This window comes from Streptomyces murinus (genome assembly GCF_002154555.1).
Lineage (GTDB): Bacteria > Actinomycetota > Actinomycetes > Streptomycetales > Streptomycetaceae > Streptomyces > Streptomyces murinus.
Genome location: NZ_MUNF01000094.1, coordinates 1 through 18,604, shown reverse-complemented (window position 1 = coordinate 18,604; position 18,604 = coordinate 1). Strand labels below are relative to the sequence as shown.

At 71.1% G+C, this 18,604-nt stretch carries 19 protein-coding genes; 16 read left to right on the top strand and 3 right to left on the bottom strand.

The features are described from left to right. Window positions 1-31: 31 nt before the first annotated feature. Window positions 32-607, bottom strand: coding sequence for a helix-turn-helix domain-containing protein (locus tag CCN72_RS07510; RefSeq protein WP_086806832.1), 576 nt, complete (start codon window positions 605-607; stop codon window positions 32-34). Window positions 608-781: 174 nt separating this feature from the next. On the opposite strand from CCN72_RS07510, the gene CCN72_RS07505 reads away from it, so the two are divergent. From CCN72_RS07505 to CCN72_RS07470, 7 genes are all read left to right on the top strand, one after another. After that, window positions 782-2,320 carry an ATP-dependent DNA ligase gene (locus CCN72_RS07505; RefSeq protein WP_086806831.1) on the top strand — a complete coding sequence of 513 codons (1,539 nt, stop codon included), beginning with the start codon at window positions 782-784 and terminating at the stop codon, window positions 2,318-2,320. Beyond that, complete coding sequence (locus CCN72_RS07500; protein WP_086806830.1) at window positions 2,317-2,790, top strand: NUDIX hydrolase; 474 nt, start codon at window positions 2,317-2,319, stop codon at window positions 2,788-2,790. Before CCN72_RS07505 ends, CCN72_RS07500 begins: the two co-directional genes overlap by 4 nt. Before the next feature lie 77 nt (window positions 2,791-2,867). Further along, window positions 2,868-4,253, top strand: a complete 1,386-nt coding sequence (locus CCN72_RS07495; RefSeq protein ID WP_086806829.1) for an NADP-dependent succinic semialdehyde dehydrogenase — start codon at window positions 2,868-2,870, stop codon at window positions 4,251-4,253. A gap of 26 nt (window positions 4,254-4,279) precedes the next feature. Further along, on the top strand, window positions 4,280-4,513 hold the full coding sequence (locus CCN72_RS07490; protein ID WP_037658862.1) for a DUF6213 family protein: 234 nt from the start codon (window positions 4,280-4,282) through the stop codon (window positions 4,511-4,513). Window positions 4,514-5,298: 785 nt separating this feature from the next. After that, complete coding sequence (locus CCN72_RS07480; protein WP_037658861.1) at window positions 5,299-6,363, top strand: type III polyketide synthase; 1,065 nt, start codon at window positions 5,299-5,301, stop codon at window positions 6,361-6,363. After that, complete coding sequence (locus tag CCN72_RS07475; protein ID WP_086806827.1) at window positions 6,360-7,583, top strand: cytochrome P450; 1,224 nt, start codon at window positions 6,360-6,362, stop codon at window positions 7,581-7,583. Before CCN72_RS07480 ends, CCN72_RS07475 begins: the two co-directional genes overlap by 4 nt. 7 nt (window positions 7,584-7,590) lie before the next feature. Next, the gene (locus CCN72_RS07470; protein WP_086806826.1) at window positions 7,591-8,136 is read left to right on the top strand and encodes a cupin domain-containing protein; all 546 of its coding nucleotides are present in this window, start codon (window positions 7,591-7,593) and stop codon (window positions 8,134-8,136) included. A 109-nt stretch (window positions 8,137-8,245) separates the two neighbouring features. Here CCN72_RS07470 and CCN72_RS07465 read toward each other — a convergent pair whose 3' ends face one another. After that, window positions 8,246-9,475: an acyl-CoA dehydrogenase family protein gene (locus CCN72_RS07465; protein ID WP_037658858.1), complete on the bottom strand. Its 1,230-nt coding sequence runs from the start codon at window positions 9,473-9,475 to the stop codon at window positions 8,246-8,248. Window positions 9,476-9,646: 171 nt separating this feature from the next. Here CCN72_RS07465 and CCN72_RS07460 point away from each other — a divergent pair, with 171 nt between their 5' ends. Beyond that, window positions 9,647-10,291 carry a TetR/AcrR family transcriptional regulator gene (locus CCN72_RS07460; protein ID WP_037658857.1) on the top strand — a complete coding sequence of 215 codons (645 nt, stop codon included), beginning with the start codon at window positions 9,647-9,649 and terminating at the stop codon, window positions 10,289-10,291. A 26-nt stretch (window positions 10,292-10,317) separates the two neighbouring features. Here the strand turns inward: CCN72_RS07460 and def are convergent, their stop codons facing one another. After that, the gene (gene def, locus CCN72_RS07455) at window positions 10,318-10,857 is read right to left on the bottom strand and encodes a peptide deformylase (RefSeq protein WP_086806825.1); all 540 of its coding nucleotides are present in this window, start codon (window positions 10,855-10,857) and stop codon (window positions 10,318-10,320) included. Between the two features lie 153 nt (window positions 10,858-11,010). Here def and CCN72_RS07450 point away from each other — a divergent pair, with 153 nt between their 5' ends. From CCN72_RS07450 to rocD, 8 genes are all read left to right on the top strand, one after another. After that, window positions 11,011-12,249, top strand: coding sequence for a MurT ligase domain-containing protein (locus CCN72_RS07450; protein WP_086806824.1), 1,239 nt, complete (start codon window positions 11,011-11,013; stop codon window positions 12,247-12,249). A gap of 20 nt (window positions 12,250-12,269) precedes the next feature. Further along, entirely contained in the window at window positions 12,270-12,998 is a 729-nt protein-coding gene (locus CCN72_RS07445; RefSeq protein WP_037658850.1) for a type 1 glutamine amidotransferase, read from the top strand. A 366-nt stretch (window positions 12,999-13,364) separates the two neighbouring features. Then, window positions 13,365-14,390, top strand: coding sequence for a 6-phosphofructokinase (locus tag CCN72_RS07440; RefSeq protein WP_037658849.1), 1,026 nt, complete (start codon window positions 13,365-13,367; stop codon window positions 14,388-14,390). A 122-nt stretch (window positions 14,391-14,512) separates the two neighbouring features. Next, window positions 14,513-15,463, top strand: a complete 951-nt coding sequence (locus tag CCN72_RS07435; protein WP_086806840.1) for a cytochrome c oxidase assembly protein — start codon at window positions 14,513-14,515, stop codon at window positions 15,461-15,463. A gap of 170 nt (window positions 15,464-15,633) precedes the next feature. After that, the gene (locus CCN72_RS07430) at window positions 15,634-15,864 is read left to right on the top strand and encodes a hypothetical protein (protein ID WP_086806823.1); all 231 of its coding nucleotides are present in this window, start codon (window positions 15,634-15,636) and stop codon (window positions 15,862-15,864) included. A gap of 45 nt (window positions 15,865-15,909) precedes the next feature. Continuing rightward, entirely contained in the window at window positions 15,910-16,395 is a 486-nt protein-coding gene (locus CCN72_RS07425; RefSeq protein WP_085562760.1) for an Lrp/AsnC family transcriptional regulator, read from the top strand. A 177-nt stretch (window positions 16,396-16,572) separates the two neighbouring features. Further along, window positions 16,573-17,382 carry a dimethylargininase gene (gene ddaH / locus CCN72_RS07420; RefSeq protein WP_037658847.1) on the top strand — a complete coding sequence of 270 codons (810 nt, stop codon included), beginning with the start codon at window positions 16,573-16,575 and terminating at the stop codon, window positions 17,380-17,382. Continuing rightward, window positions 17,382-18,599 (top strand): ornithine--oxo-acid transaminase, encoded by a 1,218-nt coding sequence (gene rocD / locus CCN72_RS07415; RefSeq protein ID WP_086806822.1) that lies wholly within the window; start codon window positions 17,382-17,384, stop codon window positions 18,597-18,599. Before ddaH ends, rocD begins: the two co-directional genes overlap by 1 nt. Window positions 18,600-18,604 lie beyond the last annotated feature (5 nt).

The window sequence follows — 18,604 nt, the reverse complement described above, 5'->3', positions numbered from 1 at the left end:
CTTGCCCATCAGGGAACACCCCCCGGGAGGCTCATGCGCGCGCCGCGGGGCGCGCCCGTACATGCATCCGCTCTCCCTGGGGCCCGAACAGGCTCAGAAACTCCACCGGACCCTCCCCCGCGGACCCGAACCAGTGCGGGACGCGGGTGTCGAACTCGGCCGCCTCCCCCGCCGCCAGCACCACATCGTGCTCGCCGAGCACCAGCCGCAGCCGCCCGGACAGCACGTACAGCCACTCGTACCCCTCATGGCTGCGCGGCTCCGGCTCCTCCGTGCGCCGGGGTTCGAGGACCTTGTACGCCTGGAGGCCGCCGGGCTGGCGGGTCAGCGGCCAGAACGTACGGCCGTGCCGCCGCACCGGCTCGGCACGCACCCGGGGGTCGCCGACGGGCGGCGCGCCGACCAGCTCGTCCAGCGGGACCTGGTGGGCCTGGGCGATCGGCAGCAGCAGCTCCAGGCTGGGCCTGCGCAGGCCGGACTCCAGGCGGGACAGCGTGCTCACGGAGATGCCGGTGGCCTGGGAGAGCGCGGCCAGCGTCACCTCCCGCTCCTTGCGGATCCGGCGCAGCCGGGGGCCCACCTCGGCCAGGACATCGTCGGTACTCATACAGACATTGCAGATTCGGCACGCCGAGTTGTCAATCCCGCAAATCCAAAGACCCGCGCAGGTGCGCCCCGAAGGGGCGCGGGGAACTGCGCGACCAGCCACAACGGACCCGCACCGGACAACGAAGCGCACCCACACCGCGCGTCCGGTGGAGCCCTGCGGCACGCTGAGGTCATGTTGCTCAGTCGGCTCGCGGAGGTCTCCGGGGAGGTGGCGGCGACGGCGGCCAGGTCGCGGAAGGTCGCGTTGCTCGCCGAGCTGTTCCGGGAGGCGGAGGCGGAGGACGTACCGGTGGTCATCCCGTATCTCGCGGGGCGGCTGCCGCAGGGGCGGCTCGGGGTCGGCTGGAAGGTGCTGGGCCAGCGGGTGCCGGCGGCAGCCGAGGCCACGCTCACCGTCCGCGAGGTCGACGCGGCCCTCACCGAGCTGGGCCGGGTGTCCGGGCCCGGTTCCCAGGCCGAACGCGCCCGGCTCGTCGGCACGCTGCTGGGCGCCGCCACCGAGGCCGAGCAGCGCTTCCTCCTCGGCCTGCTCACCGGCGAGGTCCGCCAGGGCGCCCTGGACGCCGTCGCGGTGGAGGGCCTCGCCCGGGCGACCGGCGCGGCGGCGGGGGACGTACGCCGGGCGGTGATGCTCTCCGGCTCGCTCCAGGCCGTCGCCGAGGCCCTGCTGGGCGAGGGACCCGACGCGCTCGACCGGTTCCGGCTCACCGTCGGCCGGCCCGTGCTGCCGATGCTGGCGCACAGCGCGGCCTCCGTCGCCGAGGCCGTTCAGAAGCTGGGCGCCTGCGCGGTGGAGGAGAAGCTGGACGGCATCCGGGTCCAGGTGCACCGGGACGGCGACACGGTCCGCGTGCACACCCGCACCCTGGACGACATCACCGCCCGGCTCCCCGAAGTGACCGCCGCCGCACTGGAGTTGAGCGGCGACCGGTTCATCCTGGACGGCGAGGTGATCTCCTTCGACGCGGCCGGGCGGCCCCGGTCCTTCCAGGAGACCGCGGGCCGCGTCGGCTCCCGCACGGACGTGGCGCGGGCGGCCGAACAGGTCCCGGTCTCCCCCGTCTTCTTCGACGTCCTCGCCGCGGACGACCGCGAACTGCTCGACCTGCCCTTCGCCGAGCGGCACGCGCACCTGGCCCGGCTGGTGCCCGAGCCGATGCGGGTGCGGCGCACGCTCGCCGAGGGCCCCGGCGACATCCCGGCGGCGCAGCGCTTCCTCGCCGACACCCTGGCCCGCGGCCACGAGGGCGTGGTGGTGAAGTCGCTGGCCGCCCCCTACAGCGCGGGCCGCCGCGGCGCCGCCTGGCTCAAGGTCAAGCCGGTGCACACCCTCGACCTGGTCGTGCTGGCCGCCGAATGGGGCCACGGCAGACGCACCGGCAAACTCTCCAACCTGCACCTCGGCGCCCGCACCGCGGACGGCGGCTTCGCGATGCTCGGCAAGACCTTCAAGGGCCTGACGGACGCGCTGCTCGCCTGGCAGACCGAGCGGCTGCTGCGGCTGGCGGTCGAGGACGACGGCTGGACGGTCCGGGTGCGCCCCGAACTCGTCGTGGAGATCGCCTACGACGGCCTCCAGCGCTCCTCCCGCTACCCGGCCGGCGTCACCCTGCGCTTCGCCCGCGTGCTCCGCTACCGCGAGGACAAGAGCCCCGCCGAGGCCGATACCGTGGAGGCCCTGCTCGCCGCCCACCCGGAGGTCACACCGTGACGGTGCGTACGACGAAACGCAGCGCGGGACTGCTGGTGTACCGGCACACCGGCGACGGGCTCGAAGTGCTGCTCGGCCATATGGGCGGCCCGCTGTGGGCGAAGAAGGAGGCCGGCGCCTGGACCGTCCCCAAGGGCGAGTACGAGGCCGGCGAGCCCCCGTGGGAGGCGGCCCGGCGGGAGTTCCAGGAGGAGCTGGGCCTGGCGCCGCCCGACGGGGAGGCCGTACCGCTCGGCGAGGTCGTCCAGCGCAACGGCAAGGTCGTCACGGCCTGGGCGCTGCCCGGGGACCCGGACCTGACCGGCTTCAGCCCCGGCACCTTCACCATGGAGTGGCCGCCGCGCTCGGGGCGCCAGACGGAGTTCCCGGAGCTGGACCGGGTGGCCTGGCTCGGCCTGGCGAAGGCCCGTGAGGTGATCATCACCGCGCAGGCCGCGTTTCTCGACCGGCTGGCGGAGCACTCGGGCTGAACAGGCGACCTGGCGTTGCGCCCCGGCGGGCCGCGCGCGAAGGTCGAAGCACAGCCCGCTTCAAGGGGAGGTCAGCCATGCCCATCGCGACGGTCAACCCGGCGAACGGCGAGACGCTCAAGACGTACGAGGCCATGGGAGAGGAGGAGCTGGAACGCCGGCTCCAGCTCGCCGAGGCCACGTTCCGCACGTACCGGACGACCCCGTTCGCCGAGCGCGCCCGGCTGCTGAACCGGGCCGCCGACCTGCTGGAGGAGGACCAGCGGGAGATCGGCAGGGTCATGACCACCGAGATGGGCAAGCCGGTCAAGCAGGCCCGCGCGGAGGCCGCCAAATGCGCCAAGGCCATGCGCTGGTACGCGGAGCACGCCGAGGCGCTGCTCGCCGACGAGGAACCCGCCGAGGCGGACGTCCGCGACTCCGGGGCGGCCCGGGTCCGGGTCCGCTACCGCCCGCTGGGCCCGGTGCTCGCGGTGATGCCCTGGAACTTCCCGCTCTGGCAGGTGATCAGGTTCGCCGCGCCCGCGCTGATGGCGGGCAATGTGGGCCTGCTCAAGCATGCCTCCAACGTGCCGCAGACCGCCCTGTATCTGGAGGACCTGTTCCACCGGGCGGGCTTCACCGAGGGCTGTTTCCAGACGCTGCTGGTCGGCTCCGCCGCGGTGGACGACATCCTGCGCGACGAGCGGGTCAAGGCGGCCACCCTCACCGGCAGCGAGCCCGCCGGGCGGGCGGTCGCCGCCACGTCCGGGGAGATGATCAAGAAGACGGTCCTGGAGCTGGGCGGCAGCGACCCGTTCGTGGTCATGCCCTCCGCCGATGTCGACCGGGCCGCCGAGGTCGCGGTGACCGCGCGCGTGCAGAACAACGGGCAGTCCTGCATCGCGGCCAAGCGGTTCATCGTGCACCGCGATGTCTACGACGCCTTCGCCGAGCGGTTCGTGGCGGGCATGAAGGCGCTCAGGATCGGCGACCCGCTGGAGGAGGACACCGAGGTCGGACCGCTCGCCAGCGAGCAGGGCCGCGCGGACCTGGAGGAGCTGGTCGACGACGCGCGGCGCAGCGGGGCCGAGGTGCTGTGCGGCGGCAGCCGCCCCGAGGGGCCCGGCTGGTACTACCCGCCCACCGTGCTCGCCGGGATCACCCGCGAGATGCGCATCCACCGCGAGGAGGCGTTCGGACCGGTCGCCACGCTGTACCGGGCCGACGATCTGGACGAGGCGCTGCTCATCGCCAACGACTCGCCGTTCGGGCTGAGTTCGAATGTATGGACGCGTGAGGAGATCGAAGTCGAGCGGTTCGCCCGGGACCTGGAGGCCGGGGCGGTGTACGTCAACGGGATGACCGCCTCCCATCCGGCGTTCCCCTTCGGCGGTGTGAAGCGCTCGGGGTACGGGCGTGAGCTGTCCGGGCACGGAATGCGGGAGTTCTGCAACATCACGACGGTTTGGCAGAGTGCGTGAGGTATGCGCGGCTACCATCTTCTTTTGTGAACCGCGAAGTGACTCTGCCTCTGATCGTCGACGACCGCGGGACCCTTCAGGTGGCCGCCGCCGATGTGAGCAAGTTGTTGCGGACCGTGGGCGGACGCTGGCTGCGGCTGGTCGAGACCGGGGAACAGCGGCTGGACGAGGACACGGTGGCCGAGCTGACGATCGAACTCGCCAAGCTCGCCGACCGTATCGACGTGGCGTGCATCGCGCACAGCAGCGGGGCGCCGTAGGTCTTTCCAGCCGCCGTAGGTTTTTCCGGCGGCCGTAGGTCTTTCCAGCGGCCGTAGGTCTTTCCAGCGCCGGGCCGGCTCCGGGGCGGGCTCGGCGAGGAAGTCGAAGAAGGCGCGGGCCGCGTCGCCGAAGCCGTGATGGGTGTGCGGGCCCGCGGCGATCCGGGCGCAAGTGCCGCCCCACGCCGAGAAGTTCGCCGTCAGCGCCACCACCACGTCCGCCGGGGACGCGTCGAGCGCGAGCCGGGCGACGTACGCGGCACAGGCCTGGCAGCCGGCCCGGGGGACGAGGTCGCGCCCGCGTTCCGCCGTGCCCCCGCATGCCTCGGCGAAGGCCGTGCGGCGCCCGGCGGCCGGCTCCTCCCCCGCCGCGAGCGCGCTCGATGGAGGCGGCGGACGCGGAGTCGACGCGGGCGGCCAGGTGTTCGAAGGCGGCCCGGTCGACGAGGATCGCCCACCGCCGTTCCAGGGCCGGCACGGCCAGGATCTCGACGGGTGCCCGGCCGCGTTCGACGAGCGGCACGACCCGGTTGGCCGCGGGGTCCCGGGCAAGGGCTCGACGGCCGTCCCCAGCAGGGCTTTCGCGTTAACGGTCGGCACGGATTTTTCCCTCGTCCGGCCTCGGAAGTCCTCCTTCGAGCCTGATGCGGCGTCCCCGGTTCGGAGTAACCCAGCGCGAGATCGTGGTCCTGACGGGTGACGGTGGGTGGAGCACCTCCTGAGGTGAACCACCTTCTGACCGGTGGGTGAAGGCCCGCCGGACACGCGGAAAGCAGGGACGGTTCATGGCGACTTTGTGCAGACCCTCGGTGTCGGTCCCGGAGCACGTGATCACGATGGAGGAGACGCTGGAGCTGGCGCGCTCCCGCCACGCGGACCACCCTCAACTGGCGCTGGCACTGAGGCTCATCGAGAACACCGGCGTGAAGACCCGGCACATCGTGCAGCCCATCGAGGAGACCCTCAAGCACCCCGGCTTCGAGGACCGCAACAAGCTCTACGAGCACGAGGCCAAGGCCCGGGTACCCGCGGTGATCCAGCGGGCGCTGGACGACGCCGAGCTCCTCACCACCGACATCGACGTGATCATCTACGTGTCGTGCACGGGCTTCATGATGCCCTCGCTCACGGCCTGGCTGATCAACGAGATGGACTTCGACAGCACCACCCGGCAGCTGCCCATCGCCCAGCTGGGCTGCGCGGCCGGCGGCGCGGCGATCAACCGGGCCCACGACTTCTGCACGGCGTACCCGAACGCCAACGCGCTGATCGTGGCCTGTGAGTTCTGCTCGCTGTGCTACCAGCCCACCGACCTCGGCGTCGGCTCGCTGCTGTCCAACGGCCTGTTCGGTGACGGCATCGCCGCCGCCGTGGTGCGCGGCCGCGGCGGCCGGGGCGTCAAGCTGGAGCGCAACGGCTCCTACCTGATCCCGAAGACCGAGGACTGGATCGCCTACGACGTCCGGGCCACCGGCTTCCACTTCCTGCTGGACAAGCGGGTGCCGACCACCATGGAGCCGCTCGCCCCGGCGCTCAAGGACCTGGCGGGCAACCACGGTTGGGACGCCACCGACCTGGACTTCTACATCATCCACGCCGGCGGTCCCCGCATCCTCGACGACCTCAGCAAGTTCCTGGAGGTCGAGCCGAACGCGTTCCGGTTCAGCCGGTCCACGCTCACCGAGTACGGCAACATCGCGAGCGCCGTCGTCCTGGACGCGCTGCGCCGGCTGTTCGACGAGGGCGGCCCCGAGGAGCGGGCGCGCGGACTGCTCGCCGGCTTCGGACCCGGCATCACCGCCGAGATGACGGTCGGCCGCTGGACCGACGGCGACGGGGGCGGGCGATGACGGAGACCGAGGAGGCGACTCTCACCGAGGCCGTGCCGCCGGTCCGTCACTGGCCGGCGCTCGACCTCACCGGAACCGACTTCGACCCGGTGCTCGCCGAGCTGATGCGCGAGGGCCCGGTCACCCGCATCCAGCTGCCCAACGGCGAGGGCTGGGCGTGGCTGGTCACCCGGCACGACGATGTGCGCATGGTGACCAATGACCCCCGCTTCGGCCGCGAGGCCGTCATGGACAAGCCGGTCACCCGGCTCGCCCCGCACTTCATACCCGACCGCGGCGCGGTCGGCTTCCTGGACCCGCCCGACCACACGCGGCTGCGCCGCTCGGTCACCGCGGCCTTCACCGCCAAGGGTGTGGAGCGGGTGCGCGACAAGGCGCGGGGCATGCTGGACGAGCAGATCGACCAGCTCCTCAAGGACGGCCCGCCGGCCGATCTGACGGCGGCGATCCTCAGCCCGTTCCCCATCGCGGTGATCTGCGAGCTGATGGGCGTCCCGGCCGCCGACCGGCACGACATGCACGAGTGGACCCAGCTGATCCTGTCCTCCGCGCACGGCAAGGAGGTCAGCGAGCGGGCCAAGCGCGAGATGAGCGCGTACTTCTCCGGTCTCATCGGGGCGCGCGGGAGCAGCACGGCCGAGGACGTCACCTCGCTGCTGGGCGCCGCCGTGAGCGCGGGCGAGGTCACCCTGGAGGAGGCCGTCGGACTCGCCGTCCTCCTCCAGATCGGCGGCGAGGCGGTCACCAACAACAGCGGGCAGATGTTCTATCTGCTGCTGACCCGCCCCGACCTGGCCGAACGGCTGCGCAGCGAACCGGAGATCCGCCCGAAGGCGATCGACGAGCTGCTGCGGTACATCCCGCACCGCAACGCGGTCGGCCTGTCGCGGATCGCCCTGGAGGACGTGGAGATCAGGGGCGTCCGTATCCGCGCGGGTGACGCGGTCTATGTGTCGTACCTGGCCGCCAACCGCGACCCGGAGGTCTTCCCCGACCCGGAGGAGATCGACTTCTCCCGCTGTCCCAACCCGCATGTGTCGTTCGGCTTCGGCCCGCACTACTGCCCGGGGGGACAGCTCGCCCGGCTGGAGTCCGAGCTGCTGGTCGACGCGCTGCTGGACCGGATCCCGGGTCTCAAGCTGGCCGTACCGGCCGAGGAGGTGCCCTTCAAGAAGGGGGCGCTGATCCGCGGTCCCGAGGCCCTGCCCGTGATGTGGTGAGCCGGCGATGACGACGGTCGAAGGGCTGACATCGGCATCGGTCGACGGGCTGCTCGTGCCGCCGGGCCAGGGCCGGGTGGTGGAGACGCCCGCACAGCGGGTCACCTTCAAGGTCACCGGCACGCACTCGCGGATGGCCTCCACCTTCGAGGTGGAGGTCCCGCCGGGCTTCGACGTCGGCGCCCATGTGCACACCCGCAGCGAGGAGTTGTTCTACGTCCTGGAGGGCGAGCTGGACGTGCTCGCCTTCGAGCCCCGCATCCGCACCCCGGACAGCTGGAAGGGGTGGGAGTCGAGTTCGGGCAACCGGGTGGTGCGGGCGACCCCGGGCACGGTCATCGTCGTACCTCCCGGCTGTCCGCACGCCTTCGCGAACCCCACGGACACCCCCGCCAAGATGTTCTTCCAGGCGAGCCCACCGCCCGACCACGAGCGCTATTTCGAGGAACTCCTCGAAATCCTCCGCGACGGCGGCCCGCCCGACCAGGAGGCGATTGAGGCGCTGCGGTTGAAGTACGACATCGAACAACTCACGCCTTTGAAACACCGGTGAGTCGAGCGCCCCCGAAGGGGCGCGGGGAACTGCGCGATCAGCCACCGCCAACGGGCGGCCGAAATCGCCCAGTTCCCCTTTTCGGCATTACCGAAAAACGAGCTGATCGCTATCGGATCGGCATTCCGGAAAGCGTCCGGGCGATGACGAGCCGCTGAATCTCGCTCGTCCCCTCGAAAATCGTGTAAATGGCCGCGTCCCGGTGCATCCGCTCCACCGGGTATTCCCGGGTGTACCCGTTCCCGCCCAGGATCTGGATCGCCTGCGCGGTCACCTTCTTCGCGGTCTCGCTGGCGAACAGCTTCGACATCGAGCCCTCGGCGGCCGTGAACCGCTTGCCGCTGATGGCCATCCAGGACGCCCGCCACACCAGCAGCCGTGCCGCGTCGATCTGCGTCCGCATATCGGCGAGCTGGAATGCCACGCCCTGGTTGTCGATGATGGGACGCCCGAACTGCTCCCGCGTCCTGGCATATTCCAGCGCGACCTCATAAGCGGCGCGGGCGGTGCCGACGGCCATCGCGCCGACCGCGGGCCGGGACGCCTCGAACGTGGCCATCGCCGCGTTCTTCACACGTTCGCCACCGGCCGCCTTCGCCTTCTCCCGGGCGCGCGCCAGACGCTCGTCCAGCTTCTCCTTGCCGCCGAGCAGGCAGGAACCGGGAACCCGCACGTCATCGAGGACGACCTCGGCGGTGTGCGAGGCGCGAATGCCGTGCTTCTTGAACTTCTGGCCCTGCGCGAGACCCCGCGTGCCCGGCGGGATGATGAAGGAGGCGTGGCCCTTGGAGCCCAGCTCCGGGTCGACGCTGGCCACGACGACATGGACGTTGGCGATGCCGCCGTTGGTCGCCCACGTCTTCGTGCCGTTGATCACCCACTCGTCGTTGGCCTCGTCGTACACCGCACGCGTGCGCATGGACGCCACGTCGGAGCCGGCGTCGGGCTCGGAGGAGCAGAACGCGGCGACCTTCACATCGGTGGCGTCGCCGTACATCTGCGGGATCCAGGTGCCGATCTGCTCCTCGGTGCCGTTGGCGAGGACGCCCACCGCGGCCAGGCCGGTGCCCACGATGGACAGGGCTATCCCCGCGTCGCCCCAGAACAGCTCCTCCATGGCCATCGGAATGCCGAGGCCGGTGGGGTCGAAGTACTGCTGCGCGTAGAAGTCGAGGGAGTAGATGCCGACCTTCGCGGCCTCCTGGATGACCGGCCAGGGGGTCTCCTCGCGCTCGTCCCACTCGGCGGCCGCGGGCCGGATCACATCGGCGGCGAAGCCATGGAGCCAGTCCCGGACTTCCTTCTGTTCGTCGTTCAGCTCCATGGTGAACTCGGCCATGTCCCCTCCAGCGGCGGTACGATGTGTTACTTACGGTAACCCGAGTCTGTTACTGACCGGTAAGAAAAGTCAACCTGCACTGACTCCCCGGTATCCCGTTCGATGTCAGCGGCCCGGTCAGTGTTAGTTTGCGCAGGCGTCACCGAATCAACACGGGTGGGGAGAGCATTCATGGACACCACACAGCGGACCGATCAGCAACGGTCCGCCGACCGCCGACGGCGCGAGCTGCTGGAGGCCGCCGACCGGGTGGTGCTCCGCGACGGCCCGCAGGCGTCGATGAACGCGATCGCCGCCGAGGCGGGCATCACCAAGCCCATCCTCTACCGGCACTTCGGCGACAAGGGCGGACTGTACGCCGCGCTCGCCAAGCGGCACACCGACGCCCTCCTGTCCTCCCTGCGGGCCGCGCTCGACGCCCCCGCGGAGCGGCGCGAGCGGGTCGAGTCCACGCTGGACACCTACCTCGCCGCCATCGAGGCCCGGCCCCAGGTCTACCGGTTCCTGATGCACCCCTCCGAGGGCAGCACCGGCGCCGACCAGGGTTTCGACGTCGGCAAGCACAGCGCCCCGCTGCTGCGGCGGATGGGCGAGGACCTGGCCCAGGTCATCGAGGAGCGGGTGGACCTCGGCCCCGGCAGCCAGCAGCTCGCCCGGGTGTGGGGGCACGGCATCGTCGGCATGATGCACGCGGCCGGCGACTGGTGGCTCGGCGAACGCCCCTGCTCGCGCGCCGAGTTGGTGCGCTCGCTGGCCGATCTGCTGTGGGGGCGGCTCGCGGCCGCCGGGGACCGGGTGGGCGGCCCGGGCTTCTGAGTCACCGCTTCCGGGTCCCGCAGGGGTCACCGGCTCCAGGCGGCCCGCCCGATCTGCCGCGCCAGCCTCCGCCTGCGCCACCCCGTCACACGGTCCGCGTACACCCGGCCCGCCAGGTGGTCGCACTCGTGCTGGAGGCAGCGCGCGAAGAAGCCCGTGCCATGGACGGTGACGGGCTCGCCGGTGACCGTGAAACCCTCGACCACGGCATGGTCGTACCGCTCGGTGCCCGCCTCCAGACCCGGCAGGGACAGACAGCCCTCGGGACCCCGCAGCACGATCCCGTCCGTCGCGACCAGACGGGGATTCACCACATGCCCGAGATGCCGGACATCGTCGTCGTCCGGGCAGTCGTAGACGAACACCCGCAGCGGCACCCCGACCTGATTCGCGGCCAGGCCCACCCCCTGGGCCGCGTACATCGTGGCGAACAGGTCCTCCACGAGCGTCGCGAGGCCGGGGCCGAAGTCGGTGACGTCCTCGCAGCGTTCGCGCAGGCAGGGGTCGCCGAGCAGGGTGAGAGGCCGGACGCGCCCGTGGACGCCCGGAATGGAACCGTGTCGCATGGCGGCAAGGGTACGGTTCGTTCAGCTCATGCCCGCCGCAGTGGGTGCGGACCGGGATTCGGGTGTGCGAATGGATCTCGATAGGCTGAGGGTTCACACCACGTTGCCGGATGGCCCCAGGCGCGGCGCGTACGCAAGGAGGATCGAGAACTGATGGCAGGCAACTCGGACCCGCTCACGCCGCGGGCCAAGCTGGCCGTGACCGCGGGCAAGGCGGTCGCGGCGGCATCGCGGGCCGCCGGACGCGGCAGCGGGTCGGTGATCGGGGGCAAGGTCGCGCTGCGACTCGACCCCGACCTCCTGGCGCGGCTGGCCCAGAACCTGGACGTCATCCTGGTGTCCGCCACCAACGGCAAGACCACCACCACCCGGCTCATCGCGGAGGCGCTGCGCGCCGCGGGCCCGGTCGTGTCGAACGCGCTCGGCGCCAACATGCCGGCCGGCATCACCTCCGCGCTGGCGGGCGGCTCGGAAGCCAAGTTCGGCGTCATAGAGGTCGACGAGAAGTACCTGGCCGGAGTGGCCCGGGACACCGACCCGAAGTGCATCGCGCTGCTGAACCTCTCCCGCGACCAGCTCGACCGCGCCGCCGAGACCCGGATGCTCGCCGAGAACTGGCGCGAGGGCCTGGCCGGCTCCAAGGCGGTCGTCATCGCCAACTGCGACGACCCGCTGGTCGTCTGGGCCGCCTCCTCGTCCCCGAACGTGGTCTGGGTCGCGGCCGGGCAGATGTGGAAGGACGACGCCTGGTCCTGCCCGTCCTGCGGTGGCGTGATGCAGCGCCCCGGGGACGACTGGTACTGCGGCGAGTGCGGCTTCCGCCGGCCCACGCCCACCTGGGCGCTGTCCGGGGACCACGTCCTCGACCCGCACGGCTCCGCCTGGCCGATCCACCTCCAGCTGCCGGGCCGCGCCAACAAGGCCAACGCGGCCAGCTCCGCCGCCGTCGCCGCCGTCTTCGGGGTGCCGCCGCAGGTCGCCCTGGAGCGGATGTACCAGGTGCAGGCAGTGGCCGGCCGGTACGACGTCGTGCAGTTCCAGAACCGCGATCTGCGCCTGCTGCTGGCCAAGAACCCGGCCGGCTGGCTGGAGACCTTCTCGCTGATCGACCCGCCGCCCGCCCCGGTGATCCTGTCCGTGAACGCCCGCGGGGCCGACGGCACCGACACCTCCTGGCTGTGGGACGTCGACTACACCCGGCTCACCGGTCACCCGATCTTCGTGCTCGGCGACCGCAAGCTGGACCTCGCGGTACGCCTGGAGGTCGCGGGCCAGCACTTCCAGGTCTGCGAGAACCTCGACCAGGCCGTGCAGCTGTGCCCGCCCGGCCGGATCGAGGTCATCGCGAACTACACCGCGTTCCAGGACCTGCGCCGCCGCGTCGGCAACTGATCTTCGAAGGGGATCACCTCATGAGCGACAACCAACTGCGGCTGGTGTGGATCTACCCGGACCTGCTGAGCACCTACGGCGACCAGGGCAACGCCCTCGTCGTGGAGCGCCGGGCCCGGCAGCGCGGCCTGGACGTGGCCCGGCTCGACGTGCGCAGCGACCAGCCGATCCCGACCTCCGGCGACATCTACCTGATCGGCGGCGGCGAGGACCGTCCGCAGCGGCTCGCCGCCGAGCGACTGCGCCGTGACGGGCACCTCCAGCGGGCGGTGCAGAACGGCGCCATCGTCTTCTCCGTCTGCGCCGGCTACCAGATCCTCGGCCACGAGTTCATCAACGACCTCGGCCAGCGCGAGCCGGGCCTCGGCCTGCTCGACGTGGTCTCGGTACGCGGCGAGGGCGAGCGCTGCGTCGGTGACGTGCTCGGCGACATCGACCCGCAGCTCGGCCTGCCCCCGCTGACCGGCTTCGAGAACCACCAGGGCGTCACCCACCTCGGCCCGACCGCCCGCCCCTTCGCGCGGACCAAGATCGGCCGGGGCAACGGCACCGGGGACGGCACGGAGGGCGCGTACAACGGGACCGTCTTCGGCACGTACATGCACGGTCCCGTCCTCGCGCGCAACCCGCTGATCGCCGACCTGCTGCTGAAGCTGGCGCTCGACGTCAACGCGCTGCCGCCGATCGACGACCGCTGGTACGACGCCCTGCGCGAGGAGCGCATCGCGGCGGCGCAGCAGCCGGCGTAGGCACGATCACGATCACGCAGGAGCCCGGTGCTCGCACGGCCGCACGCACACGGCCGCGCGAGCACCGGGCTTCGGCCGTCACAGGCGCGGGGCTTCAGCCGTCACGGGCACCGGACTCCGGCGTCGCGGTCACCGGGCTCCGGCCGTCGTGGTCACCGGCGTAAGCCTCGCGTCAGGAGGCTCTCAGCGGGTTCCGGCAGGCTCGTGGTGGGCCCGCCTGACGGCGCATCCGCTCATCTGGGCGGACGCGTCCAGCAGGCGGACGCCCGCTACGGAGCCACCCCCTCACGCCGGTAGGGTGACCGGGAATCCGCCGGACAACGTGGTCCGGTCTCCCGGCCCACGTTCGAGAAGGTAATACGGGCTATGCGCATTGGTGTCCTCACGTCCGGCGGCGACTGCCCCGGTCTGAACGCCGTCATCCGGTCCGTCGTGCACCGTGCGGTCGCCGACCACGGCGACGAGGTCATCGGTTTCCGGGACGGCTGGAAAGGCCTCCTGGAGTGCGACTCCGTGAAGCTCGACCTCGACGCCGTCGGCGGCATCCTGGCCCGCGGCGGCACCATCCTCGGCTCCTCCCGGGTCCGCCCCGAGCATCTGCGCGACGGCGTCGAGCGGGCCAAGGGGCATGTCGCGGAGCTGGGTCTGGACGCGATCATCCCGATCGGCGGCGAGGGCACCCTCAAGGCGGCCCGGCTGCTGTCGGACAACGGGCTGCCCATCGTGGGCGTGCCCAAGACGATCGACAATGACATCGCTGTCACGGATGTCACCTTCGGCTTCGACACCGCCGTGACCGTGGCGACCGAGGCCCTGGACCGGCTGAAGACCACCGCCGAGTCCCACCAGCGGGTGCTGATCGTGGAGGTCATGGGCCGGCACACCGGCTGGATCGCCCTGCACTCCGGCATGGCGGCCGGCGCCCACGCCGTCGTCGTACCGGAACGGCCCTTCGACATCGAGGAGTTGACCCGCAAGGTCGGCGCGCGGTTCGCGGCGGGCAAGCGGTTCGCCATCGTGGTCGCCGCCGAGGGCGCCAAGCCCCGGGCCGGCTCCATGGAGTTCGACGAGGGCGGCAAGGACGTCTACGGCCACGAGCGCTTCGCCGGCATCGCCCGCCAGCTCTCCATCGAGCTGGAGCAGCGCCTCGGCAAGGAGGCCCGGCCGGTCATCCTCGGGCATGTGCAGCGCGGCGGCACGCCGACCGCCTACGACAGGGTGCTGGCCACCCGCTTCGGCTGGCACGCCGTGGAGGCGGTGCACCGGGGCGAGTTCGGGATGATGACGGCGCTGCGCGGCACCGACATCGTGATGGTGTCGCTGGCGGAGGCCGTGGAGACCCTCAAGACGGTCCCGGTGGAGCGGTACGACGAGGCGGAGTGCGTGCTTTAGTCCGGCCCTGAACTACCCGCCCCCGGTCATCGGCATGATCGGGGGCGGTCCTACTCTTATGGGCGGACAGAAACGTACAACCCCCATGAATCAGGAGCCGCCGCATGGATCACATGGGACACATGGATCACAGCGGGCACGGCATGGTGATGGATCTGCCGCCGTTCACGCTGGGGCGGGGGCTCGCCTTCTCGGCCGAGCCCTTCTTCCTGATCACCTGCCTGCTCGGGCTCGGGCTGTACGCGTGGGGGGTCGTACGACTGCGTCGGCGCGGCGACACATGGCCCGTGGCCCGCACCTTCTCCTACGTCATCGGCGTGCTGACCATCATGCTGGTGATGTGCACCAAGCTGAACGACTACGGGATGGTCATGTTCAGCGTGCACATGGTGCAGCACATGATCATCAGCATGCTGTCGCCGATCCTGATCCTGCTCGGCGCCCCGGTCACCCTGGCGCTGCGCGCGCTGCCGACCGCGGGCCGCGGCCGCAAGGGGCCGCGCGAGCTGCTGCTGATGCTGCTGCACAGCCGGTACATGCGGGTCATCACCCACCCGCTGTTCACCATCCCGATGTTCATCGCGAGCCTGTACGTGCTCTACTTCACCCCGCTGTTCGACTTCCTGATGGGTTCGAAGACCGGGCACATCGCGATGATGGTGCACTTCCTCGCGGTCGGTGTCGTCTTCTTCTGGCCGATCATCGGCGTGGACCCGGGCCCGCACCGGCCGGGTCATCTGATGCGGATGCTGGAGCTGTTCGCGGGCATGCCGTTCCACGCGTTCTTCGGCATCGCGCTGATGATGGCGTCCACACCGATGGTGAACACCTTCCTGCACCCGCCCGCCTCCCTCGGCATCGACCCGCTCTCCGACCAGAACAGCGCCGGCGGCATCGCCTGGGCCTTCAGCGAGGTCCCGTCCGTACTGGTGCTGATCGCGCTGCTGTTCCAGTGGTACGGCTCCGAGAAGCGTCACGCCAGGCGCAAGGACCGGCAGGCGGACCGGGACGGCGACAAGGAGCTGGCGGAGTACAACGCCTATCTGGCATCCCTGAACGCACGCCAGGGCTGAGCCGGCCGCGCCCCGGCCCCCGGTCGGGGGTATCCCCTACGGGCGGCCGCCGGGGCACCATGGTCGGACGGACCACGATCGGACGGATCAGGAGTCCGACGGACCAGGAGTCCGACGGACCAGGAGTCCGACGGACCAGGAGTCGGACGGTCCATGAGGAGGGTCTCGCGATGACCGGTTCCACCGATGGCTCCCCACACGACTTCCCACACGACTTCGCGCCCGGCCCGATGCGCGGCTCCCCCCATGGCGGCGCCATCAGGACGATGGGCGCGCTCACGGCCGGCAGCCTCGTCGCCGTGACCGCCTACACCGTCGCGCTCGGCGGCGACGGTTGGCTGTGGTTCGGCTGGGTGGTGCTGGGGCTGCTGACCCTCGCCATGGCCGTCACCCAGTCGTAGCCGCCCCCGGCGTCCCGGACGCTCCCGGCTGATTACATTGCCCGCATGAGCAGCAGGACCGCGTCCTTCGACGAACTCGACCGCAAGATCATCACCGCGCTGATGGCGAACGCCAGGACCAGCTTCGCCGAGATCGGCGCGGCGATCGGGCTGTCCGCGACGGCGGTCAAGCGGCGCGTGGACCGGCTGCGCGAGACCGGGGTGATCACCGGGTTCACGGCGACGGTCGAGCCCTCCGCGCTCGGCTGGCGCACGGAGGCGTACGTCGAGGTCTACTGCGAGGGCGCGGCCCCGCCCCGGCGCCTCGCGGAGGTCGTCCGCAACCACCCGGAGATCACGGCGGCCATGACGGTGACCGGCGCGGCGGACGCGCTGCTGCATGTGCGGGCGCGGGACGTGGACCACTTCGAGGAGGTGCTGGAGCGGATCCGCACCGTGCCCTTCATCCGGAAGACGATCAGCGTGATGGTGCTCTCCCATCTGATCCCCGACAGCCCGGAGGCGGGTGCCACCCAGGCGGCCCCCGAGTGACCCGGAGATGACCTCCTGAGGGTGATCGGGAGTATGCGCAGCAGGACTGCGTGATGGAGCCCGACAACGCAGCGATGTTGCAGGTCCACGCAGCTTTTTGCGCTTGTCGCGCGTCCCCGTTCCTTCCTACCGTGGAGTCACCCAACAGTGACAGACGGAAACCGGAGGGAACCCTCTGTGTCCGAAAGCCGTGAATCGCGCCCCCGGCGCTTCCTGGTCTGTGAACCCAGACACTTCGCGGTGCAGTACGCGATCAATCCCTGGATGAACCCCGACCGGCCGGTCGACGTGGACCTGGCGCGCGAGCAGTGGCAGGAGCTGATCCGCGTCTACCGCGCCCACGGCCATACCGTCGACGCCGTCGAGCCGGTGCCGGGCCTGCCCGACATGGTCTTCGCGGCCAACGCGGCCTGTGTGGTCGGCGGCCGGGTCTTCGGCTCGCTGTTCCACGCGCCGGAGCGGCGCCCCGAGTCGCTGCACTACGACACCTGGTTCAAGACGGCGGGCTACACCGTCTACCGGCCCGAAGCGGTGTCCGAGGGCGAGGGCGACCTGGTGTGGACGGGCCGGTACGTACTGGCCGGTACCGGGTTCCGCACCACCCGGGAGGCGCATCGTGAGGCGCAGGAGTTCCTGGGGCACCCGGTGATCGGCCTGACACTGGTGGATCCGTACTTCTACCATCTGGACACGGCGCTGTTCGTGCTGGACGACGCCAATGTCTGTTACTACCCGGAGGCGTTCTCGCCGGGCAGCCGCGAGGTACTGCGGCGCCTGTTCCCGGACGCGGTGGAGGCCACCCGCGAGGACGCGATGTCCTGGGGCCTGAACTCGGTGTCCGACGGCCGGCACGTGTTCATCGCACCCCAGGCGGAGGCGCTGTCCGCGCGCCTCGCCGACCACGGTTACGTCCCCGTCCCCGTCGACCTGTCGGAGTTCCACAAGGCCGGCGGTGGCATCAAGTGCTGCACCCAGGAGATCCGCTGATGACCGCACCCGCGCGCGCCCGTACGTCCGACGACCTGATCCGTGCGGAGGAGCCGGTCCTGGCGCACAACTACCACCCGCTCCCGGTGGTCGTGGCACGGGCCGAGGGCACCTGGGTGGAGGACGTCGAGGGCCGCCGCTACCTGGACATGCTCTCCGGGTACTCGGCGCTCAATTTCGGCCATCGTCACCCGGCGCTGATCGAGGCCGCCCACCGCCAGCTGGACCAGCTGACGCTCACCTCCCGGGCGTTCCACAACGACCGGCTCGCCGAGTTCGCCGAACGGCTCTCCGCGCTGACCGGCCTGGACATGGTGCTGCCGATGAACACCGGCGCGGAGGCGGTGGAGAGCGGCATCAAGGTGGCCCGCAAGTGGGCGTACGACGTCAAGGGCGTCCCCGCCGATCAGGCCACGATCGTGGTCGCGGCGGACAACTTCCACGGCCGTACGACGACGATCGTGAGCTTCTCCACCGACGAGACGGCACGGGCGGGCTTCGGCCCGTTCACGCCGGGCTTCACGATCGTGCCGTACAACGATCTGGCCGCGCTGGAGGCGGCCGTCGACGAGAACACGGCGGCGGTGCTGATCGAGCCCATCCAGGGCGAGGCCGGGGTGGTCATACCGGACGAGGGCTATCTGACCGGTGTGCGCGAGCTGACCCGGCGCAAGGGCTGTCTGTTCATCGCGGACGAGATCCAGTCGGGCCTCGGGCGTACGGGCCGCACCCTCGCCGTCGACCACGAGGACGTGGTGCCGGACGTGCTGCTGCTCGGCAAGGCGCTCGGCGGTGGCATCGTGCCGGTGTCGGCGGTGGTGGCCCGGCGCGAGGTGCTGGGTGTGCTGCACCCGGGCGAGCACGGCTCGACGTTCGGCGGCAACCCGCTCGCGGCGGCGGTCGGCATCGCGGTGCTCGAACTGCTGGAGACCGGTGAGTTCCAGCAGCGGGCCGCCGAGCTGGGCGTGATCCTGCGGGACGGCCTGACCGAGCTGGTGGGCAAGGGCGTGCTGGGCTTCCGCTCCCGCGGTCTGTGGGCGGGCGTCGACATCGACCCGGCGATCGGCACCGGGCGCGAGATCAGCGAGCGCCTGATGCGGGAGGGGATCCTGGCGAAGGACACCCATGGCTCCACGATCCGCCTGGCACCGCCGCTGACGATCACGGCGGAGGAACTGCGGTCGGCCCTCGGGACGCTGGAGCGGGTGCTGGGCTAGGGGGG